The following is a 22,562-nucleotide window of genomic DNA, read 5'->3' as shown; positions in this document are numbered from 1 at the left end:
TATCAGTTAGCCATCATGTACACGCCTGGGCCAATTGGCCAGCCCATGGCCAGCCAGAACATCAAAAACGCTGACCAGGCGAGCAAAAAGCCTATGGCTAACGGCAGCATGGTGGCTATCAACGTGCCTAGTCCCATATCTGGCTTATAACGCTGCATATACACCAGTGCTACCGAAAAATACGGGCTCATGGGGGAGATAATGTTCGTGCTGGAATCGCCTATGCGGAACATTGCCAACACAAAGGCTGGGTCGAAGTCGATCATCATCAGCATCGGTACGAATACCGGAGCCATTAATGCCCACTGAGCGGAGCCACTGGTCATAAAGACATTCAGTACTGCGCTCATCGCAATAAACGCGCCTACCAGCGGCAGCCCGGTAAACCCGGTGCTTTGTAGAATGTTGGAGCCTTCAATAGCAATAAATTGCCCCAGTTCTGACCAGCGGAAATAAGCAATAAACTGCGAAATGGCAAAGAACAGTACTAGGGTAGGTGCTAAGTCACTGGCAGACTCCGCCATGCGTTGTGGTACATCGCGGCTGCTGGTGATCTTGCCGGTGGTGATGCCATAGACCAAGCCAATAGTGACAAAGTAGCCAAACATCAGTGGCACGAGCGAGCGCAAAAAGGGCGAGGGGATCAAGCCGCCCTCTTCATTGCGCAGTGGTGATGTCTCGGGCACCACGGCAATTAAGATCAGCGCTAGGTAAACCAATGTGGCAACGCCTACCCGCTTTAGGCCGCGCTTTTCTGCGTCGGTTAATGCCGGTTTTATGATGTCAGTTTTAAAGTCTTTGCTCATCGGTAGGGTGCGTTGCAGCCTCGGCTCTACGATCTTATCGATGACTAACGTGCCAATAATTGCCAGCACAAACACTGAGCAGGCCACAAAGTAGTAGTTATCCACAGGTGAAACGTAGGCGTCTGGGTCTACCAAGCGTGCGGCCTCCGTGGTTATGCCAGCAAACAACGCATCCCCGACGGTAATGAACAGGCTGGCATCAAACCCGGCGCCTGCTGCTGCGTAGGCGGCGGCTGCACCGGCGATTGGGTGGCGGCCCACCGAGTAGTACACCATGGCGGCTAGCGGGATCAGGATCAGGTAGTTGGCATCGGAGGCAATACTGCCGCAAATACCCGCCATAAAAACGCAGAAAGTGAGCAGCGCGGGTGGCGCTTTTGCCACGCTCACCTGCATCAACGTCGACATCAAGCCCACCTTGTCGGCCAAACCAATGCCAAACATCACCACCAAAATAAGGCCGAGGGGCGGGAAATTAACGAAGTTACTGACCACGCTGGTCAGCATAAACTCAATGCCATCAGCTGAGAGTAGACTGCGTACCTGCACAACGGCATCGGTTTGCGGGTTAACCGCTGAAACGCCGAGTGAAGAAAGCAGGGCTGAGACGACCACAACTACGCCAGCCAAAATGACAAATAGAATAAACGGGTGTGGGAGCTTATTACCCACACGCTCAATAGATGAAAGAACACCTTGCATCGTATTAATCCTTTTTTCTTAACGTTATTTTTTTAATCGTAATGAGAGGCTTGCAGAGAATTAAGTGCGTGATAGCAACTCTTTTGCTAACGCCACAAACATCCCGCCTGCGACCGGCAGAACAGCATCGTTAAAGTCGTAGTGCTCGTTGTGCAGATAGGCGCTATCGCCATTACCGACAAAAAAGAAACACCCCGGTACCTCTTGCAGGTAGAACGCGAAATCTTCCGCACCCATGGTGGGCATATAGTCCAGCTGCTGAATGTCGTGACTTACTGCGTGTCTGTTGGCAATCGTTAGCACGCGTTCTGACCACTTAGGGTCGTTAACCAGGGGGGGCACTTGGTGTAGGTGTTCCAGATGAAACTGCGCACTGTGGGCTGCGCATACACCAGCGGTTACCTGCTCAAGCTTGCCTGCGAGTGCTTCGCGTGAAGAGGGGCGGTCGCTGCGGATATTCACTAGCAGTTCGGCTTGGCCAGGAATCACATTGGCGGCGTCGCCCGCATGAAAAGCGGCTACAGTGATGACGCCTGCTTCCAGCGGTGATTTGTGGCGGCCCACTAACCCTTGCAACTGCTGTATCAGTGACGCCCCGACATAAATAGGATCGACCGCTAAGTGCGGCATGGCGGCATGGCCGGAAATACCTTCGATAGTGATTTTATAAGTGTCGTTACCGCCCATGGCCGGCCCGGGTTTAACAAACAGTTGGCCAGCTGGGAAACCAGGGCGGTTGTGGTAGCCAAATATTGCGTCCACCTTGGGGTTTTCCAATACCCCTGCCTTGACCATGATGTCGGCGCCATTGCCACCTTCCTCGCCAGGCTGAAATAGCAGCTTAATGTGTCCACATAGCTCGTCACGCAGGGCCATGATGGCCTCGGCAGCCAATAACAGCGTGGCGGTATGTCCATCGTGACCACAGGCATGCATCAAACCTTGCCGTTGGGAGCGGTGCTCAAACGTGTTGGCTTCCTCGATGGGTAACGCATCCATGTCGGCGCGAAAGGCAATCACTGGGCCTTCGCGACCGGTCGCTAGCTCAGCCATAACGCCTGTAGTGGCAATGCCTTCGGTAACGCGATAGCCAAGCGCTCTTAGCCGCTCCGCGACCAGCGCGGCGGTGTTATTTTCCTGGAATTTAAGCTCAGGCTGTTGGTGCAACCGATGCCGCAAAGCGGTGGCTTCACCAACTTGTTTATCTGAAAACATTTCCTATCCCTACTGTTGTCGGTGCCTTTATTCGGCTTTTTGTAAGCTAAGCGACTTGGCGGGTAGAAAGGAGTCGTTTTAATGGCGAATTTGTTGCTTTCAAAGCAACGATAGTGGGGTGATACAACCGAAGTTGCTTCTTAGCGATGTTATCAACGCCCTTGGCAGCGAGCGGTGAGATTGTCAGTGTCGCCTTCTTCAATGCTTATTTTTAACTTAAGCATTCTGTATATCGACTAGATCATACCTCTTTGCGGCAGCCGCACAGCAGGAGATTGCAATCACCCAGCGAAGTAGGCTATTGGTGGCGCAGTTGATAGATCAGCTTGATGCACAAGACACAAACGGCCGTGGAGTGCTCGGTATGAAGACCTTGTCGAACATGGGGTTTGCCCTATTTGGTGCAGCGCTGGTAGCGATTAGTTATGGACTTGCGCGCTTTGCATTTGGTTTGTTTGTGCCTTCCATTAGCGCCGAGCTAGAACTGACTGCGTACTTGATTGGCATTATCGGGGCACTGCCGTTTATTAGTTTTGTCTTGGCTACGTTGTTTGCACCGCTTGCAGCCGATCGGCTCGGTGCGCGTAATTTGGCGGTATTGTCGGGTGGGTTCGGTGTGGCCGGCCTTGTCTTTATCAGCCAGTCGTCTGGTGCCTTATCGCTCGGTGCAGGTGTGTTTGTCTGCGGCATTTGTACTGGCTTGATGATGCCCGCTCTGACGGCTGCTATGCAGGCGTTGGTGAGCCGAACAATGCATGGCCGCGTTAGCTCTATCATGAATGCTGGCACCAGTATTGGCATTATCGTAGCAGTGCCGACGGTCGTGTTCTTGGCCGATGCGTGGCGCTTTACTTACACTAGCTTTGCTGTTTTGGCGGGTTTAGGGGTGATTGCTGCCTGGTACTTTATTCCTTCGGTCTCTCGGGTTGTGCCAGCGAATGCGGCACCGCCACCGCCAATCACGCGGCTACAGTGGTCGCGCCTTACCCGGCTATCGCTCTTTGCTTTCGCGATGGGGTTTGTGTCTTCGCCGTTCTGGCTTTTTGCGCCTGATTTGGCCGTTACCCTTGGCGGATTGCCTGCTCATCAAGTCGGTTGGCTTTGGTTTGCCGTAGGAATTGCTGGGCTTGGAGGCGCCGTAGTGAGTGATTTGGCTGACCGTAATAACCCTCCTATTACGCAGGCATTAATGCTAATGATGCTGTCTTCAAGCTTGGCGTTGCTTGCTGCCAGTCCCAGCCAGTTAGCATTGGCGATATTTTCCGCCATGGTATTTGGACTTGCTTACATGAGCTTAACGGGACTGTATCTGATGACGGGCATTCGGCTATTGCCGGGGCGGCTTTCCATGGGGCCAGTCTTGCCTTTCATGGCCTGTGCGCTTGGGCAGGCAGTAGGGTCGCCGGTTGTTGGTATGCTGGTGGACGGTTTTGGGTATGCCTATGCATTTTCGCTATTTTCGGTTGTCGGCATTGTGGTGGCGATTATATCGCCAGCTTATCCCGGCCACATTGATTACTGGGCAGACTTGGTGGAAGAATCCGCGGAAGAAGAACCACCGCAAGAGGAACAGCCTGCTGCTGAAGAAACGGGTCTTCAAGCAGCCTATGACCACCAACTGTTGGATGAGAATGGCGAACCCATCGAAGAGCCCGTTACGAAAGAAGATAACGTAGCCTAATGTGTTTCTGATTGGCGTTATACGGTCGAAAGCCATGGAGGAGTTGGAGATGCCTGGGGGTTTGCCATCACTGGTAGCAGAGGGGCGGCTAGAGGCAACGGATACCTAGCGGCATCGGCGACAAAAACGACAACGCCAGCTGAATCCAGAGGCTGGCGTTGTCGGACGAACAGCGATCAGGCGAAGGCGTTCAGGCACCAAGTAATGGCGGGGATGGCGACAATATCGATCAGCACGGCGCCGCACAGCGGGACGATGATGAAGGCCTTGTGCGACACCACACGATAGTGCTCGCACACCGCACTCATATTTGCCACCGCATTGGGAGTCGCGCCTAGACCGTGGCCAATAAAGCCCGCGGTAAGCACTGCGGCGTCGTAGTTGCGGCCTAGCAGACGGAACATCACCACCACGGCCAGGAAGACGATGGCCAGGGTTTGCACCAGCAGGATCAACAGCAGTGAGCCGCCCATCTCCTGGAGCTGCCAGATCTTGAGATTCATCATTGCCATGGTCAGGAACACACCCAAGGCCACGTCGCCCAGGGTGGCGAGGGCGTTGTCCGGCATGCTGACCCAGTGGAAGCGATCATTAAGATTGCGTAGCAGGATGGCGACAAACATGGCGCCCACATAGCTCGGTAGGATGATCCCCAGGTGGGTCGACAGAGCCCCTTTGAACCACACGCCCAGCACCATGATCGGTACTATGACGGCCAGCACGCGCAGCAGGGTGCGGCTGTCGATGGGCGCTTGAGTGGGGCGCTCCTCGGCTTGCAGCTTCTCCAGATCATGTACGTCTTCGGCGACAACCGGAATCTGCTGACGGTCGATGATCCAGCGGGCGATAGGCGCACCGATCACACCGCCGACAATCATGCCGAAGGTGGCAGAGGCAATGGCGGCAGTAGTGGCACCCTGGGCGCCTAGGGCTTCCGCCTCGGGGCCAAAGGCCGCTGCTGCGCCGAAGCCGCCCTCTAAGGAGGTGGCTCCGGCCATCAGGCCGATCAGCGGGTCGAGGCCTAGCAGGCTGGCCATGCCAATGCCCACGCCGTTCTGCATCAGCGCCAACAGCCAGCAGGCCACTAGATAGATACCCAGCGCCTTGCCGCCTTTTTTGAGCAGCGCCAGGCTTCCGCCCAGGCCCACGGTGGTGAAGAAGGCGATCATCAGCGGACTCTGCATCGCCGTGTCAAGCTCGAAGGTAACCAAGCCAAGATCGCGCAGCAGCCAGGCCAGCAGAGCGAAGCCGAAACCGCCGATCACTGGGGTGGGGACGCAGAAGTGTTCCAGCCAGTTGAGCCGGCGCTTAAGCCCGGCGCCAAATGCAAGCAATATCAGCGCCAGTGCCGTGGTGGACACGGCATCCAGAGTAAAGTGCATGTTGATGCTCCATGAGTTGTTATGCGCCGCTCAGGGCGGTCGGGTAGGGGTGGCCGTTGACGACCGGTTAATCGTTGGTTAGCGCGCCAGTCGCTCGACCAGACGGGCCGCCACACGGGCCGTTCGCGCGTCTATATCCAGGCTTGGATTGAACTCGGCTACGTCCACTACTGGCAGCGCAACGCGTGCGGCTAAGTGATCAATGACATCCTCAACCAGGGACAACTCGATGCCCCGGGCGGAAGGCGCGCTGACGCCCGGGGCAATCCAGGCGGGTAGGGCGTCTAAGCAGATAGTGAGGTAGAGCCAGTCAACCCGTGCCAGCAGCCGCTCCAGAGCCGCTTTTAGCGCGGGGCTATCCAGCGAGCGACACTGCTCGTCGAGCACCCACTCCACTCCCAGCGACTCGGCGCGGGCGAAAAGCGCTGGTGTATTGCCGCCACGACTCACGCCAAGGCAGGTGTAGTGGAAGTCGATGCCTGCCTCTTGGCACAGCTCGGCGCACTGCCGAAAGGGCGTGCCGGAGCTGGCACGCTCGGCTTGGCGTAGGTCAAGATGGGCATCCAGGTTGAGAATGCCTAAGCGCGGCATCGTCTTCTGGCGCTGGGCGTGAGCCAGCAGCCCCGAAAAGCTAGCGAAGGCGATTTCGTGGCCGCCGCCTAAGCCGATAACCCGATGCCCCTGTTCGAGCAGTTCGGACACCTGCCCGGCGAAGGCTTGCTGGGCACTCTCTAGGTTGTCGCCTTGGCAGACCACATCGCCGGCATCATACAGCGGTGCCGTCAGGTGATACGCCTGGTTAGCTAGCTGGCGACGCAGCGCCAGGGGGCCTTCATTGGCCCCCGTCCGTCCTTGGTTGCGGGCGACGCCGGCATCAGAGCAAAACCCTAATAAAGCGCGCCCCGGCGCCTCGGCCCGAAAGGCCGGACGCATCACCTGATGCCAGCGCCGTGCGTCACCTGTCTCCATGTTATCGACCCGGCCTTGCCAGGGCGCCATCAGCGCCGCCTCATTATCTGCTTGTGTCACTGCAGGAGTTCTCCTAATCGTTGTGCACTGAGGCGCGTGGCTTCGCTAAGAGTCTCGGCTCGGTCTTGAGCCCGAGCGCTGGGGGCCATCACACTGATCACCGCCTTGAGACGACCGCGGCCGTTGAACACTGGCGCGCTGGCGCCCCACACCCCTTGATCGATTTCGCCCAGACTGACCGCTACGCCCTGATGGCGAATAGCTTCAAGGCCAATCAGGGCATCGTCCCGCTCCGCCTCCGAGCGAAGCATCAGTGCCATCTGGCGCTCTTCTTCGCTCATCCAGGCCAGCAGCGCCCGAGCGCTGGCACCCTTGAGTAACGGTTGCACTTGGCCCCGGTGGTAGCAGCAGCGCAGCGGCTGTGGACTATCGATCATCTCTACGCAGAGGGCGTGGTCACGCGCTGCCACCAGCAGCGCCGAGCTCTCCTGAGTGGTCTCGGTCAACTCGGTCAACACTGGGCGAGCCCAGCGAAGCAGTTCGTTGTGGTGTTCGAAGCCCTGGTGCAGACGCACCGCCTGAGGGCCCGGCGCATAGGTACCGCCCTCGCGCTCGCTGACTAGGCCCCAGGCCAAAAGTTGGCGCAGGTGGCGGTATGCGGTCGAGACTGGCTGAGCGGTCAGCTCGGCCAGCGACTTCACCGTCATTGCTTCCCCTTGATTGGCTATGCAGCACAGTAGCGCTAGCATGCGGTCGGATGGCCCCATCGCAATTACCTCAAATTTTGATAAACGATACGCAGCAAAATAGATAAAAGGAAAAAAAGTTATCAATTTTTGATAATTATAATTCTTATACTTTGGTCTTGGTGTAGGCAGATGGGGAGTTGTAGGCGTGAAATAGTAAGGGAGCTGTGTGATTTTTTGGCGGCATCAGCAACGTCGGGTTTTGTAGAGCGGTGAACATTGTTCAGTGGCAGGCACGTTGCCATAGAGCATTCATAATCTATGGCCCCATGCCTAATACGTTGACCAGACAAAGTCAGTCGTTTAGCTGGTTAAGCCCACTAGCCCCATCATGAGCTTAATTCCCAGTGAGAGCAGTAACAGAACACCAACACTCGACAACCAAAGGGTCATTAACCAGCCTAAACGCTTAGCGAGTGATTTCATTGCATTGCTCCTGTACGTTCCTTAGTGCCAGTACGTTGATCAACGTCAGCTTGCTCAATGGTAGGCATCACCTGGCTTCACTTTGCCGCGGAAGACGTAGTAGCTCCATGCGGTGTACATCAAAATAATTGGTAAAATAAACAGTGTTCCCACTAGGGCAAAGCCTTGGCTTTGGGGCGGAGCGGCAACCTGCCAGATAGACGCATTTGGCGGAATAATGGTTGGCCACAAGCTAATTCCCAAACCGCTATAGCCCAGAAAAACCAGCCCCAGTACCAGAACAAACGGAAGCGCGTTGTGTTGATTAGTAATGGCACGCCACAGCCACCAGCCGGTGATTGCCACTAATAGCGGCACCGGTAAGAACCACAGTAGGTTGGGTAACGAAAACCAGCGTGACGCAATGTTTGGATAGGCCAGCGGCGTCCAGGCACTTGTCAGGGCGATCATTATGAGTAGCCCGATGATTAACGGTTTGGTGATCTGGTACATCCGTTGTTGCAAGGGGCCTTCAGTTTTCATAATCAGCCAGGTGCTGCCAAGCAGTGCATAAGCAAACAGCAAGCCGATACCGCAAAACAGCGAGAATGGCGTTAGCCAATCTAGCGCACCTCCGCTGTAGTGAACGCCATCGAAAGCGATACCTTGAATATAAGCACCTAATGCAATGCCCTGGGCCGCCGTTGCCAGCAGCGAGCCGCCAATAAAAGCTTTATCCCATACATGCCGTCGCTCGGGGGAGGCCTTGAAGCGAAACTCAAAGGCGACGCCGCGAAAAATCAGCCCTAGCAGCATCACGATCAGCGGAATAGCGAGCGCTTCCAACACGACTGCATAGGCGAGGGGAAATGCAGCAAACAACCCTGCTCCGCCTAGTACCAACCACGTTTCGTTACCATCCCACACCGGCGCAACGGTGTTCATCATAATGTCTCGGTCTTGCTCGTTATGAACATGCAGAAAGAGCAAGCCAATGCCCAAGTCAAATCCATCCATGACCACATACATCATCAACCCAAACAGAATGATAATGGCCCAGGCGAGTGATAGATCAATTCCCATAGTGCACCCCGTTCTAATTAGTGAGTCGAGCTCAGCGTTTCATTGGCCGCCGAGAGAGGGCGAGCAGGCGTGCGATGATGGCCCGGGCCGCCTAGTGCAGGTGTGGAGGGCTCGCTTGGACCTTTGTTTACTAGGTGCATCATGTACACAACGCCGGTGCCAAAAACCGCCAGATACACCACCACAAAAATAGTTAAGCTAATGCTGAGGTGAACAGCACTGTGCGCTGACGCTGCATCGGTGGTTCTTAATAATCCGTAAACTACCCAGGGTTGTCGGCCTACTTCTGTGGTAAACCAGCCCGCTAGCAGTGCCACCAGACCTGCTGGCCCCATGCATAGGGTGCAGATAAGAAATTTACGGGACCTATAAAGTCGGCCTTTGGCGCGCAGGATGTTGCCGACGATGGCAAGCAAAATCATTAACACCCCCAACCCCACCATCAAGCGAAAGCTCCAAAATACGATGGTCGAATTGGGTCTGTCTTGTGGGGCGAACTCTTTAAGGGCGGGCACCTGCTCGGTCAAACTATGTTGTAACAGCAGGCTTCCCAGCACGGGGATCTCCAGCTTGAAGCGGGTTTCTTCGCGCGCCATATCGGGCCAGCCGAATAGAATGAGTGGGGTGGGCTCGCCGCTGTTGTTATCCCAATGTCCTTCGATGGCGGCGATTTTGGCAGGCTGATGCTTAAGCGTATTGAGGCCATGAAAGTCACCCACCACAGCCTGAAGCGGAGCGGTGATCGCCAGCATAATGAGTGCCATGGAAAGCATCGTCCGTACCTCGGCAGACTGCTTACCCCGTAGCAGCAGCCAAGCGCCAGAGGCGGCGACGAATAAGGCTGTACTCAAAAAGGCGGCTAGCGCCATATGGGCAAGTCGGTAGGGGAACGAGGGGTTAAAGACAATCTTCATCCAGTCAACTGGAATCACCGCGCCATTAACAATTTCGTGCCCTTGAGGTGTCTGCATCCAACTATTGGAAGAGAGAATCCAAAACATCGATACGATGGTGCCGAGTGCAACCATACAGGTAGCGAAAAAGTGTAAGCCTCGGCCGACACGTTCCCAGCCAAATAGCATTACGCCTAAAAACCCGGCTTCAAGGAAGAAGGCGGTAAGCACTTCATAGGTGAGCAAGGGCCCTGTGATGCTGCCTGCAAAGGCGGAAAAGCCGCTCCAGTGGGTCCCAAACTGGTACGCCATCACAATGCCGGATACCACACCCATCGCAAAATTAACGGCGAATATTTTTGACCAGAAATGGTAAAGAAGGCGATAGGTATCCCGTTGGGTTTTAAGCCAGAGACCCTCTAATACCGCTAAGTAGCTGGCTAGCCCGATGGTGATGGCGGGAAAGATAATATGAAAGGAGATCGTAAAGGCAAACTGAATTCTGGCCAGGTCAATGGCCTCAATTCCGAGCATGGTGCTTCCTCCGGTGACAGCCACCCTCTTTAACTCAATAGTGGGCCGGTATAGCCGCTGTGTGGCTTCATCGGAATAGTCTATTGCCTGCTGTATTTCATAACAGACTCAGTTTTTTATTAAAAAACCATATCAGTTGGTTGGGAGGTGTCACGAGGCAAGCAACATAACAGCAATGAGTTATGGCCGGTCTACTAGAACCAAACTGTTAAGACATAGTTATTAAAGAAGAGTTATTAAAAAATAGTTATTAAAACAGGGCTATTAAAAAAGGGCTATTAAAACAGAGGGTATTAAAACAGAGTTAATAGCTGCCCCAGGGTTTCCATGCCCCGCTCGCTGCGTGCTGTCCACGGATGGCCATAGCTTAAGCGTATGCAGTGTCGGAACTGCTGAGTTGCGGAAAAAATGGGGCCTGGCGCTAAGCTAACACCATGGTCGAGCGCCATGTTAAATAAGCGCAGTGAGTCAACTTTTTCAGGAAACTCTACCCACAAAAAGTAGCCGCCATCAGGGCGGGTAATACGCGTTTGGGTGGGAAAGTAGCGGTCTGCAGACGCCAGCATACTACCTTGTTGGGCTTCTAGAGCGTGGCGTAGCTTACGTAAGTGACGGTCATAGCCGCCGTGCTGTAAATAGTCGGCAATGGCTGCCTGTGCGGGAATGGAAGGCGAAATAGTCGTCATTAATTTCAGCCGTGAAATAGCTTCGGCGTAGCGTCCCCCGGCTACCCAGCCAACGCGATAGCCAGGTGCCAAACATTTCGAGAAAGAGCTGCAGTGAATGACTAACCCCTCATCATCAAACGCTTTCACTGGGGTAGGCGGCGTGCTGCCAAAGTACAGCTCGGCATACACATCATCCTCTAGCATAGGGACTTGGTGCTGCTTTAATAGTTGGTAAAGGGTCTGCTTGCGCTCATTGCTTAGGCTGGCGCCGAGCGGGTTTTGCAGATGACTCATAAACCAGCAGGCTTTGATAGGTAGTGATGCTAGCCGCTCCGCTAACACATCAAGGTCGATACCCTCGCGCGGATGCACTGGAATCTCTACTGCACGCAGTTTTAGCCGCTCCAATACTTGCAAGCTGGCATAAAACGCTGGGGACTCAACGGCCACCAAATCGCCAGGTTGGGTCACGCACTGCAGGGCTAAGTTGAGCGCTTCCATCGCACCATTGGTAATCACCAGCTCTTCCATTGGAAGCTGAATTCCCCCCAGCATGTAGCGCAGGGCGATTTGTCGGCACAGGTCGACATGCCCGGTGGTCATGTCGGCCACTACCTGCTGAGGAGAAAGCTCGCGCAGACCACGTGTCATGCTGGTGCTCAGCCGCGAAAGTGGGAAAAGCTCAGGGCTTGGGAAGGCCGACCCAAAAGGCACCGTTCGATCATCTTGTAGTGAATCGAGCACCGAGAACACTAGCTCACTGACTTCTACTTCCGCGGGGTCGGTGGGCTGCAGCGTCACACGTGGCTCACCCAGCAAGCGCCGAGCATGTTCACGCACAAAATAGCCTGAACGTGCTCGTGCGGTGATGAGACCGCGGTTTTCGAGTAGGTAGTACGCCTGAAACACTGTGGATGGGCTGATCCCATGGTGGCGACTGGCCTGGCGAACCGACGGAATTCGCTCCCCAGGACCCAGCACGCCCTGACGAATCAACGTGGCGATCTCATCGGCAAATTGTTCGTAACGTTTCATGGGATAAACCGTCGGTGCGTTGAGGATAGCCCCAGGATACTCCATCACAGTTTTAAGTGGCACAAGTGAAACTCTCTGCTAGAGGGAAATGCCACTGTGATGGATGTGGGAAATTTAAAACAGGATCAAATCGATTAATAAAAAGCATATCAGAAGGTGAATTAATAAACTGTTTCGACGCAACTGATATGCAATATTTCTCTAAAACTGCGCCTGTTTGTTAGTCAGCGTAGTGGGGATAGTGGTGGTTAATAATCGGCGACGCCCCTCGACCGTATGGCCTCCACTCCCTCTATTCTGGATATCGGTATGACGCAACGCATTCCACTGCAAAATTTAACCACTGAGGCAGCGGTTGAATACCACTCGCCTTCTGCTAATGATTCCCGTCACCAGCCTGCTAGTAACAAGCCACCTAATAGTAAGCCATCCAAGCTTGGGCATATTTATGTGCGAGAAATTGGCGGTTTCTTTCAACGCATCCGGCGTTACTCAAACTGGTTGTTAATGGCGCTGTATTTTGGCTTGCCATGGGTTAATTGGGGGGACCGGCCGCTGGTATGGTTTGATCTTGCTGCCCAAGAGTTTCATATTTTTGCGGCGACGTTTTATCCACAAGACTTTATCTTGCTCACCTGGATCTTGGTGCTGTGCGCCTTTGGGCTGTTTTTAATTACGGTGGCGGCGGGGCGCGTGTGGTGTGGCTATAGCTGCCCGCAAAGCGTTTGGACTTTGCTGTTTATCTGGTTTGAGCATCGCTTGGAAGGGCCTCGGCACCGTCGTATACGTCGTGATAACGCATCACGCACTTTTGACACGCTGTGGCGCAAAACCGCTAAACATACGGCTTGGTTGCTAATCGCGCTGGCAACGGGGATCGCCTTTGTCGGTTACTTCACGCCGATTAGGGCGTTGGTGGTGGATTTTGTCAGCTTGAGTGCGCACCCCTGGGCGCTATTTTGGATCAGCTTCTTCACGGTTTTTACGTACCTGAATGCGGGTTGGCTACGCCACCAAGTCTGCCTCCATATGTGTCCTTACGCGCGTTTTCAGTCGGCAATGTTCGATGCTAATACACTGATTGTTTCTTATGATGCTGCGCGTGGTGAGCCTCGCCGTAACCATCATCAAAAAGCTGCTAAGGCATCCAGTGTTGGTGACTGCATCGATTGTGAGCTGTGTGTTCAAGTATGCCCAACAGGAATCGATATTCGTGATGGACTGCAGTACGAATGCATTGGCTGTGCCGCGTGTATTGATGCTTGTGACAGCGTCATGGCCCGGCTTAATAAACCGCTTGGCCTCGTACGCTATACCACGGAGCGCGCGCTGGAGGGAAAAGGCACCCGTTTCTGGCGCCCTCAACTGATCGCCTATGCTGTGGCGTTGCTTTCTATGGTGGCGCTACTCGTTGGCTTCTTGAATACCCGGGTGCCCATTGATGTTGATATTGCGCGAGATCGCCAAGCGTTGTTTGAAGGCACCGAAAGTGGACGCATCGTCAACTACTACAACGTAACGCTGCGCAATCAAGATACCGATCCTCACCGCTATGTATTAACGGCATCCGGCTTGCCAGGGCTGCGCTTACAAGGCATGGAAACCATAGACGTAGAGGCTAACGAGACCCGTCACTTACGGGTTGCTCTCAGCGCCGATGAGGGTGTTTTGACTCACCCCAGCCACCCCATTGAGTTGCGCTTTACATCGCTGGAAGAACCCTCGGTAACGCGTGTTAGTGAAACGCGTTTCTTGGGGCCATCGAGTTAGTCGCCTTTCTCGTAGCCACACGCTAGTCAGCAGTCGGCAAGCCCTCCCAGACATCCAGAGGCGAGGACTTGCCGTTTGACCATAGCCTGAACCATCTTAAGCATTCATCTTGGTTACACACTCACCGTTTGGCGAATGAGCTGTGCTTTTTCCATCAATAACGGCCGGTAAGTTTCTAGCAACGTAGGCATATCCACGCGGGCGGCATTGGTACTGATATTCATCGCGCCGATCAGTTTTTCATGGGTATCAAACACGGGGACAGCAATCGAGCGCAGGCCAGAATCCAACTCTTGATCGGTAATCGCATAACCCTGTTCCCGCGCTTGCTGAATCGCCGCTTTTAGTGATGCGCTATCGGTAATGGTTTTGTCGGTATAGCGCGTCAAGGTGAGCTGGCTCAGGTAGTTATCCAGCTCGCTATCCGGCAACTGGGCAAGTAGCACTCGACCCATGGATGTGTATGCCGCTGGTAGGCGGGTGCCGACGGAAAGCGTGATTGCCATCAAGCGGTGCGGGGCAGCTGAGCGGGCCAGATAGATAACATCGTCACCATCGAGCACTCCAAGCGATGAAGACTCACCACACTGGCGGGTAATCTCCTCCAGATACTGCTGAATGACGCCTCGGTAATTATTAGACGCTAAATAGGAGTAGCCGAGCTGCAGTACTTTGGGGGTTAGCTCGAAGTAGCGTTGCTGTTTGCGGACATAGCCAAGGGCGTGGAGCGTCAGTAAAAATCGCCGTGCTTTCGCGCGATTCATGCCTGTGCGCTCGGCGACTTCGCTGAGTGTCATCCGCGTGTGCGTCTCATCAAACGCCATCACGACTTCTAGTCCGCTGGCCAGCGCGGCAACAAAATCACGATCCGTCGGTTTTAAAGCATCTTCTGGTAGGGCATTACTCATGAGTGTCTCGGCTGCGTCGATGTGGGTACGAGGCGAGAAAATAACATTTTGTTCGAATGGCGAACAACAAGAGACGTTGCTCAGTGGTAAATCGGAGTTGACTTGTGGGGGCTTCATAAAGGGCTAGAAGCGAGTCTCAAGAGATCGCTAGCGAGTGCTTTCGTCTATGGAGGGGGCATCAGCGCTCATATACCGCTCTTTCCATCTATGAAAAAGGGTGGGCCAAAAGGCCCACCCATTAGCAAATTCCTGATTTAGGAAGGTTGCTGATTACTTCGAATTTCTAATCGGTAACTCAGAAGCACTGAACGTGCTCGCGTCGGTTTGGTGTTGCGCTGATGAATCTGGGTAGGCGATCTTATTGGCTTCACCAGAGCCGCGCTCGGCAAGTGCTGCACCAGAGAATAAAATAAGAGCGGCGGCTGCTACTGTATTGATTAACTTCATAACTTTTAACCTCACGTTAAATAAAACGTCTCTACATTTGCGATAACTGTTCATCGCTATGTGGACGACGAGAGATATTGTAAGCAGGCTAACATAATTATAAAATTGATTAAAAATACTCGAACCATTCTATTATTTAGAATGTTTTTTTTGAGGGGCTAGGATTGGTCACTCACGCAAAAAACGAGGTGCGACGGGCGAAACGTCACGTGGTTCCCGTGAGGTCAAACGACTGCTTTGTGTTAGGTAGCGGGTGGTAGGGGGAAAATGGTCGCGAACAGGGCAATGCGTTTGCCAAGCAAGGCCGAGAGGCGCTTACTTGGCAAGGCAATGAAGTAGTGAACGGTGAAGTAATACGTGGTGAAGCAGTACGCTGCGCTTAGTTTAGCGTAGCTTCAAGGCGCTCGGCTCGTTCACCCGGGGCGGGGTGGCTGGAGAAAAAGCTGCTATTGTTGCCGTATGCAGCTTCCAATTTGCGTAGCGCAGTCAAAGAGGCTTCTGTATTCAAGTTGTACTGCTGCATCAGCTCAACAGCGTAGTCATCAGCTTCATTTTCCTGACGTTGGGAGAACTGGGCATTCACCAGTTTTTCGCCCAGCTCACCAAGTTGAGAACTTGACAGTGCCGCTGCAGTAGCACTTCCGCTGGCGGCGGCGGCTTCACGCGCAGCCGATGCTGCGTAAGCAACTTGGAAAGCACGTTTGGAGTGTCCTAGCGCCACGTGGCCAATCTCATGAGCGATAACGTAACGCACTTCGTCGTCTGTCATTGCGTCCATTAGGCCGGTATGCAGCCGGATAGAGCCGTTGGGTACCGCAAAAGCGTTGATGTCATCCAACTGATAGACATTGTACTCAAGGTCGTTTCCGTCGATGTTTTCCCAACCCTGGGTCAGGCTTGCCAGCCGCTCGGCATATTGACTGTTGCTGGCGACAAGCTGGTTTTCGGCATCAAGCTGGGCAATTGTCTGGTCGCCTAGTTGTTGCATCTGTTCGTCGCTCATCGTGGCAGCGCCTGCTAAGCCGGTGCCAGCAGAGATCATGCCGCCTATATCCGCGCCTGATTGACAGCCGCTGAGGGTGAGTACGGCAGCTAAACCTAAGGTGTAGGATGTTTTACGTACTAGGGGCGTTGTTTGCATCGCCAGTTCCTTTGTCGATAGGTGTGAATAAATGATGGAAGTCGAGAGTCTAACATGACGCTTATTTTAACAGGCTAATTATACTGTATGTCGATGGGTGACTCTATACTCCTAGCAACGTATGGGGATAGATAAGTGCAATATCTGACATATCAGGCTGATTACCTCGACTAAACGACGTTGGCCTTCAGAGTGGCGCTTGTTTAGGATCAAGAGTGATCCTTCATTAATCAGCGAGCTGTTCTTATGAAACCTGAAACTATTGCCCTCCACCATGGCTATGCGCCTGATTCACAAAACGCAGTTGCCGTGCCGATCCACCAGACCACGTCGTTTTCATTTGATAGCGCCCAGCACGCGGCGGATCTGTTTGATCTGAAAGTGGAAGGGAATATTTACTCGCGCATTATGAACCCAACCTGTGCGGTGCTGGAGCAACGGGTGGCCGCGCTAGAAGGTGGCATTGCAGGGTTGGCAGTGGCGTCTGGCATGGCGGCGATTACCTATGCGATCCAAACCATCGCTGAAGCAGGCGATAATATCGTCTCGATTAGTGAGCTGTATGGCGGCACTTACAACTTGTTTGCCCACACCTTGCCACGCCAAGGCATCCAAGTACGGTTTGCCGATAAAGATGATATCGATGGCCTTGAAGCGTTGATTGATGAGCGTACTAAAGCAGTTTTTTGCGAGAGTATCGGTAACCCATCCGGTGGCGTGGTGGACTTACAAAAGCTAGCTGATGCGGCTCATCGCCATGGGGTGCCGGTGATTGTTGATAACACCACCGCCACGCCGTTTTTATGTCGTCCCATCGAGCACGGAGCGGATATTGTCGTTCACTCGGCCACGAAATATATCGGTGGCCACGGCACCACGGTGGGCGGTGTGATTGTCGATTCAGGCACATTCCCCTGGGCGGAAAATGCCAGCCGTTTCCCGCTCCTTAACGAGCCAGACATCTCCTATCACGGCGTTAGCTATACCCGCGATGTGGGTGACGCCGCCTTTATTGCCCGTGCCCGTGTGGTGCCGCTGCGCAACATGGGTGCGGCGCTTTCTGCCCAAGCGGCCTGGAACCTGCTTCAGGGGCTGGAAACGCTATCACTGCGTATTGAGCGCATTTGTGCCAATGCGTTAGCCGTTGCCAAGCATTTGGAAAACCATCCGCTGGTGAAGTGGGTGCACTACGCGGGCTTGGAAAACCACCCTGACCATGCGCTGGCCAAGCATTATATGAACGGCCATGCCTCGGGAATTCTTAGCTTTGGTATTGAGGGGGGGCAGGCTGCCGGTGAGCGTTTCTACGATGCCCTGGCACTGATTCTGCGTTTGGTTAATATCGGCGATGCTAAAAGCTGCTCTTCCATTCCTGCCTCCACCACACACCGTCAGTTAAATGAGCAGGAGTTAAAGGCCGCAGGCGTAACGCCGGATATGGTGCGTTTGTCGATTGGCATTGAGCATATCGACGACCTGCTAGCAGATATTGATCAAGCGCTAGCGGCTTCTCAGGGGTAAAGTACCTCTGATTCTGTCTTTAACGCTAGGTGCTTAAGTTCTTAAGTTCCTGGCGTTATTACGTTGGCATTAGCTCTGAATAGATAAACTCATTGAGCCGGCTAGAATCACCGCGATCAATTCCGCCTGCCGCCGAGTGTCGGTTTTTTGGAACAGGTTGCGTAAGTGAAAGGCCACCGTTGTTGCAGAAACGCCCAACAGCTCGGCAATATCTTCCTTGCGTTGTCCCTCGGCCAAGTGTGTGGCAATCGTTGCTTCGGTGGGGGTGAATCCGAATAGCTCGGCAAGCAGTGGCTCCGGTAGTTGGACGCGCTGATTCGGGTCGATCAGCATCACGGCCACGGCGGGGCTATCGGCGTTGGGCGCACCGTTGGCGAGTGAGCAGATAAACAACATCAGGTCACTGCGCGCTCCCAAGCGGGAAAGGCGTAGGCAATCAGTGTTTTCAGCACTAAGCCGATTGGCTACTAGGCTTCTGCGTACGGCTTGATGTAGTTGTTGGCTGGACGTGTCGCTAATGCCTTCCAGGCTAGGAATGCCGCTTAATGGCGGCTTGTCGAGGTTTAGCCTTAAGGCCGCTCGGTTGGTCAAAAGTGGCTGGCCGCGGTTATCCAACAGCACCACACCGGCGGCCATCAGGTCGAGTGCGCTCTTGGCTGCAGCAAAGGCGTGTTCACTGATTTCACTACGTAAATGGTGGATACCTTGGCGCAAATGGTTGAGCTCTCGCGTGCTTTTGGCGCGCATACGGCTTACCTGTCGCAGTCGCGCTTCTAGCGTGGCTAGCAGCAGATCGTAGTCAATCGGTTTAACCAGATAATCGTCGGCACCCAGGCGTTTGCCTTCGATAATGTCAAAGCGGTCTGAAAGCGCGGTCAAAAAGATAAACGGTGTATCCGCAAGTTCTGGGAATTCATTTCGCACCTGCTTTAGCAGGTTATAGCCGTTCAGGCGCGGCATGGTGATATCGCACAGAATTACATCGGGCATCGCCTTCAAATGTGCCAGCGCTTCCTCTCCGTCGCTAGCTTCCACCACGCGGTAGCCCGCCTCACGCAGCTCGTCGCACAAATCGCGACGTAGCTCTTCGTGATCTTCAGCACACAGCACCAACGGCGCACGTTCATTCATCGTGCTAACTCCTTACCACCTTGAGTACCGCATTGATCTGCCTGTGTCTGTACTTGGGGCAGGGTGAGTTGGAAGGTAGTCGTCTCAGATGTTGAACGGAGCAATGTCAGCTCGCCCTGTTGAATATGTGCCAGTGTGCGGGCAATGTTGAGTCCTAGCCCAAGTCCTTGCTGGCCGGTGCTATTGGCACCACGATAGAAACGTTCAAAGATATGCGACTGCTCGACATCAGGAATGGCATCTCCCTGATTACTGACACGACAGTAAGCTCCGTATGCATCACGTGATAGTTCGACATTGATGGGGCTTCCCTGGCGTGAATATTTGCAGGCGTTGGTCAGCAAGTTATCAATAATGTGTTCGGTTAGCGCTTTGTCACAGCTTACCTGCAACGTTTTTAATCCTGACGGAATCTCCACGTTAATGAGTAGTCGAGTAGTGCCGAGCGCTTCCTGATGTAAGTGGCATGCCTTTCTAATCAACTTAATCAGGTCGTGGGGTTGCTGATGGCTACTTACCTGCCCGGCGTCTAGCTGTGCAGTCAGCAGCGAGGCATCAACCAATTCAGTCATATGGGCGACGGTATCGCGCAGGCGCTGATAGCGGGCAGCCCGCGCTTCTGCCGAGTAGCCCGAGTGGCGGCGCATCAAGCGCTGCAGGCCTGAATCAATCACCGCCAGTGAGGTGCGGAACTGATGGGACACCATGGCGGCGAAGCTACGGTAGAAATCACTTATGCCTCGTTCACGCTCCAGGGCGTTTTCCAAGGCAATCGCCGTTGTTTTATAAGAGGTAATGTCAGCAAGGCGCATGACGTGTCCACCGGATGGCGTTCTGCGCAACGTCAACTGTCGCCACTCGCCGCCAGCAAGTTCGATATCGCATTGTGCGCTGGCTTGGTGAAGAGGCAGTACTGCCGACGTGCTAACGCAGGTTTGGCAGAGTTTCGTCACAACATCATGCAAGGGAGTGCCAGGAGAGAAGATGCATTCTGTCTTAGGGAGTAACTGCGCTAAACGTGCGTTGATTAACTGTAACCGCCCGGTGGCATCAAAGGCCGCAAAGCCATCAGGCGCTGTGTTTATTGAATCTGCCAGCCTGCGACGCTGATCTTCCAGATCCTGAGTGCGAGCGCTGACGACGTCTTCCAAGTGATCAAGGTGCTGGGTAAGCGCTTCTTGTGCCTGCCGGCGTTTGCTAAGCGCCCATAGCAATAACAGGGCTAACAGTAGGCCAGTGACCAGTATGCCCACGGCCGAGTAAATCACCTGCATTAGGCTATCGCGATAGTCGTCCAGCCGCTCACCGGTAGCTTCCCACTCTTCCATCATGACCGCATTAGCCATGCGGTTTAATGTGGTAAGCAGTGGCTGAATATTGCGGTACATGTCGTCCGAGGGTATCTCGTCCAGCAAGAACAGCGGTAGCAGGCTGTCAATGTGCGCTAACTGCTCAAGGGTGTCATCCAGTAGCGGTTCAAAGCCTAAGGCTTGAATATAACGACGCTGTGGGCCTTGACCCATAAGGATTAGGCGGCTGTAGAGCACATCTAGGCGTTGTTCTGGCTGAGCATCAGTATGCCCCATGGCATGGCGATGTACCGCTTCCTGCAGGCGATGGCTTGCTAACTGGGACTGAGTGATAACCCACAGCATGTTCTCATCAACGTTGCTGCGCATATCTTTCTCGACCCCAGAAAGGCGTAGCAGAGAGAAAAATAAAAGAATAATAAACAGGCCAATGGCTACTAGCGGCAACCAGTAAATACGTGCACGAGCCGGAAAACGGATCATTCCACGGTCAGCCCGTTAAGTTGCCACACCCAGCGGTAGTCGTAGCGGATATCTTGCAGCTCTGGATGATCGTTGCGCGGATAGACAATCCATAGCGGTCCCTTATCGCGGGGGGTTAGTGCTTCGCCATTCATATGGGTGGCAGCCAGCACATCATATTGATAGAAGTCGTTTAGTGGAATTTCAACAATATAGTCATTCAGCGCGGTAGCAATGACCTGTTCACCGTCGGCGCCCACCCATTTCAGCAGGTCGCGCAATAGAAAGCCTTCAAAGTAGCTAACGCCGTCGGAGACCGACGTCTCTGTGGCGAGCGTATAGGAATTTAGCGAGCTAAGCATTAATGCGTCGAACTGGGCGCTATTGTCGATATTGGTGTGGCTGATTGCTCCGTCAATGGTCAGCAGCACCGGCCCAGAGGGGGGAGGCAGCAGGCGTTCTATCGCTACTGAATGATGGCTATCGGCGTACAGCATTGAAGGAGCGAGTATGGCAGCCAGCAAACTTGATAAAAAATAGAGTAGGGGCATGGGAGCATTCGCCATCGCTTGGTTAATGTTTCTTATTAGAGAGCTGCTTTATTCATTCACCTTAGCAAAGTGTTGACGCAATAACATGTCGTCAACACGTTAACCCTCTTCAAACGAAGGGGGCGCCACTGCTGTGCATGTTTTAACGTTATTGATGACGACACGTTATTTAACGTCTTCACTAATAGAGATACATGCTTATGTGGGATTTTCGGCTTGGTCAGGCCATTGGCCTGATGCTCAGAACATTGCCTTTTATTATCTTTCGCTTAGTGGTCTATTTTGGCGTTGCGCTGGCCTATGTACTGATGACGGGCATTGGCGCTGGTGTCGGCTGGGGCGTTGGCGGCTTTGGTGACGAAGGCTTTCGCGCGGCTTCAACTTTTTGGGGTGGTGCCATTGGTTTTGGGATTGTTGGTGCGGTGATGTATGTGCTGCGTGAGTACCTCTTGTATGTCGTTAAAGCAGGGCATATTGCGGTATTGGTCGAGTTGCTGGCGGGGCAGTCGCTACCCGAAGGACGTGGACAAATTCAGCATGCCAGCCAGGTGGTTAAGCAGCGGTTCGGCCAGGCTAGTGCCCTGTTTGTGGTGGATCAATTGATTAAGGGAGTACTCAGGTCACTGGTTGGCATCGTCAGGACAGTGTTTCGGATTCTGCCGATTCCAGGGGCGCAGCAGTTTTTACGCATTGTGCAGGCCTTTTTACGTGTTGCCATAGGCTTTATCGATGAAGTGATTCTGGCGTATTGCATTCGGACGCGGTCAACCAATACATGGGCAAGCTCGCGAGATGCGTTAGTACTTTATGGGCAGAACCTAAAGCCAATGATGAAGAATGCTGCCTGGCTAACATTAATCATCTATCTGCTGTCGTTCTTGGTCTTTCTGGTAATGCTGGCACCGGCTGCGCTGGTAGCGTATCTGATTCCTGGAGGCTGGTCAGCGACGGGCCTATTGATTGCTCTGTTGTTTGCCTGGAGCGTTAAAGCGGCGGTATTCGAGCCGCTGGCCGTCACCTGCATGACGCAGGTCTACTTCAACGTCATCGAAGGCCAAACCCCAGACCCTGAATGGGAAGCTAAACTGGATGGCATGTCAAAAAAATTCCGTGAGTTAAAACAGAAAGTGGCCTCTGAGCAAATAACACAAACAAATGAAGCGAGCGCATTCGATAGGGGGCAGGCATAAGAAAGTAGCATC

General features: G+C 53.7%; 19 protein-coding genes. 4 read left to right on the top strand and 15 right to left on the bottom strand.

Annotated elements, in window-relative coordinates; translation table 11 throughout:
* Positions 1 to 2 precede the first annotated feature (2 nt).
* Entirely contained in the window at positions 3 to 1,508 is a 1,506-nt protein-coding gene (locus NDQ72_18390; protein WKD27981.1) for an AbgT family transporter, read from the bottom strand.
* Between the two features lie 60 nt (positions 1,509 to 1,568).
* Positions 1,569 to 2,723, bottom strand: a complete 1,155-nt coding sequence (locus NDQ72_18385; protein WKD27980.1) for an amidohydrolase — start codon at positions 2,721 to 2,723, stop codon at positions 1,569 to 1,571.
* 364 nt (positions 2,724 to 3,087) lie between these two features.
* Here NDQ72_18385 and NDQ72_18380 point away from each other — a divergent pair, with 364 nt between their 5' ends.
* Positions 3,088 to 4,404, top strand: a complete 1,317-nt coding sequence (locus tag NDQ72_18380) for an MFS transporter (GenBank protein ID WKD27979.1) — start codon at positions 3,088 to 3,090, stop codon at positions 4,402 to 4,404.
* A gap of 176 nt (positions 4,405 to 4,580) precedes the next feature.
* Here the strand turns inward: NDQ72_18380 and gltS are convergent, their stop codons facing one another.
* From gltS to mapR, 7 genes are all read right to left on the bottom strand, one after another.
* Complete coding sequence (gltS, locus tag NDQ72_18375; protein WKD27978.1) at positions 4,581 to 5,786, bottom strand: sodium/glutamate symporter; 1,206 nt, start codon at positions 5,784 to 5,786, stop codon at positions 4,581 to 4,583.
* Between the two features lie 78 nt (positions 5,787 to 5,864).
* Positions 5,865 to 6,815, bottom strand: a complete 951-nt coding sequence (hutG, locus tag NDQ72_18370; GenBank protein WKD27977.1) for a formimidoylglutamase — start codon at positions 6,813 to 6,815, stop codon at positions 5,865 to 5,867.
* Positions 6,812 to 7,522, bottom strand: a complete 711-nt coding sequence (locus NDQ72_18365) for an IclR family transcriptional regulator (protein WKD27976.1) — start codon at positions 7,520 to 7,522, stop codon at positions 6,812 to 6,814. The genes hutG and NDQ72_18365 overlap by 4 nt, the downstream gene beginning before the upstream one ends.
* Before the next feature lie 282 nt (positions 7,523 to 7,804).
* The gene (locus NDQ72_18360) at positions 7,805 to 7,927 is read right to left on the bottom strand and encodes a DUF2474 family protein (protein WKD27975.1); all 123 of its coding nucleotides are present in this window, start codon (positions 7,925 to 7,927) and stop codon (positions 7,805 to 7,807) included.
* Between the two features lie 54 nt (positions 7,928 to 7,981).
* Positions 7,982 to 8,989 (bottom strand): cytochrome d ubiquinol oxidase subunit II, encoded by a 1,008-nt coding sequence (cydB, locus tag NDQ72_18355; protein WKD27974.1) that lies wholly within the window; start codon positions 8,987 to 8,989, stop codon positions 7,982 to 7,984.
* A 17-nt stretch (positions 8,990 to 9,006) separates the two neighbouring features.
* Positions 9,007 to 10,416, bottom strand: a complete 1,410-nt coding sequence (locus NDQ72_18350) for a cytochrome ubiquinol oxidase subunit I (protein WKD27973.1) — start codon at positions 10,414 to 10,416, stop codon at positions 9,007 to 9,009.
* Positions 10,417 to 10,709: 293 nt separating this feature from the next.
* A complete protein-coding gene (gene mapR / locus NDQ72_18345) occupies positions 10,710 to 12,119 on the bottom strand; it encodes a GntR family transcriptional regulator MpaR (protein ID WKD30442.1) in 1,410 nt (469 codons plus the stop codon).
* A gap of 309 nt (positions 12,120 to 12,428) precedes the next feature.
* Here mapR and ccoG point away from each other — a divergent pair, with 309 nt between their 5' ends.
* Entirely contained in the window at positions 12,429 to 13,889 is a 1,461-nt protein-coding gene (ccoG, locus tag NDQ72_18340; protein ID WKD27972.1) for a cytochrome c oxidase accessory protein CcoG, read from the top strand.
* Between the two features lie 113 nt (positions 13,890 to 14,002).
* Here the strand turns inward: ccoG and NDQ72_18335 are convergent, their stop codons facing one another.
* From NDQ72_18335 to NDQ72_18325, 3 genes are all read right to left on the bottom strand, one after another.
* Entirely contained in the window at positions 14,003 to 14,797 is a 795-nt protein-coding gene (locus tag NDQ72_18335) for a helix-turn-helix domain-containing protein (protein WKD27971.1), read from the bottom strand.
* Between the two features lie 270 nt (positions 14,798 to 15,067).
* Entirely contained in the window at positions 15,068 to 15,244 is a 177-nt protein-coding gene (locus NDQ72_18330; GenBank protein WKD27970.1) for a hypothetical protein, read from the bottom strand.
* Between the two features lie 379 nt (positions 15,245 to 15,623).
* A complete protein-coding gene (locus NDQ72_18325; protein ID WKD27969.1) occupies positions 15,624 to 16,385 on the bottom strand; it encodes a M48 family metalloprotease in 762 nt (253 codons plus the stop codon).
* A 246-nt stretch (positions 16,386 to 16,631) separates the two neighbouring features.
* On the opposite strand from NDQ72_18325, the gene NDQ72_18320 reads away from it, so the two are divergent.
* Positions 16,632 to 17,906, top strand: coding sequence for an aminotransferase class I/II-fold pyridoxal phosphate-dependent enzyme (locus NDQ72_18320; GenBank protein ID WKD27968.1), 1,275 nt, complete (start codon positions 16,632 to 16,634; stop codon positions 17,904 to 17,906).
* A gap of 69 nt (positions 17,907 to 17,975) precedes the next feature.
* On the opposite strand, the gene NDQ72_18315 is transcribed toward NDQ72_18320, so the two are convergent.
* Genes NDQ72_18315 through NDQ72_18305 form a run of 3 tightly spaced genes read right to left on the bottom strand, consistent with a single transcriptional unit; the run spans position 17,976 to position 21,360 of the window.
* Positions 17,976 to 19,037, bottom strand: a complete 1,062-nt coding sequence (locus NDQ72_18315; GenBank protein WKD27967.1) for a response regulator — start codon at positions 19,035 to 19,037, stop codon at positions 17,976 to 17,978.
* Positions 19,034 to 20,830, bottom strand: a complete 1,797-nt coding sequence (locus NDQ72_18310) for an ATP-binding protein (GenBank protein WKD27966.1) — start codon at positions 20,828 to 20,830, stop codon at positions 19,034 to 19,036. The genes NDQ72_18315 and NDQ72_18310 overlap by 4 nt, the downstream gene beginning before the upstream one ends.
* On the bottom strand, positions 20,827 to 21,360 hold the full coding sequence (locus NDQ72_18305; protein WKD27965.1) for a molybdopterin-dependent oxidoreductase: 534 nt from the start codon (positions 21,358 to 21,360) through the stop codon (positions 20,827 to 20,829). Before NDQ72_18305 ends, NDQ72_18310 begins: the two co-directional genes overlap by 4 nt.
* Before the next feature lie 194 nt (positions 21,361 to 21,554).
* Here NDQ72_18305 and NDQ72_18300 point away from each other — a divergent pair, with 194 nt between their 5' ends.
* Complete coding sequence (locus NDQ72_18300; GenBank protein ID WKD27964.1) at positions 21,555 to 22,550, top strand: hypothetical protein; 996 nt, start codon at positions 21,555 to 21,557, stop codon at positions 22,548 to 22,550.
* The last annotated feature ends 12 nt before the right edge of the window (positions 22,551 to 22,562 follow it).

Origin of the sequence: Halomonas sp. KG2, assembly GCA_030440445.1 — a bacterium.
In the GTDB taxonomy this organism is placed as follows: Bacteria; Pseudomonadota; Gammaproteobacteria; order Pseudomonadales; family Halomonadaceae; genus Vreelandella.
Note: the sequence above shows the minus strand (reverse complement) of the source record. Positions and strands in the feature narration are given on the sequence as shown.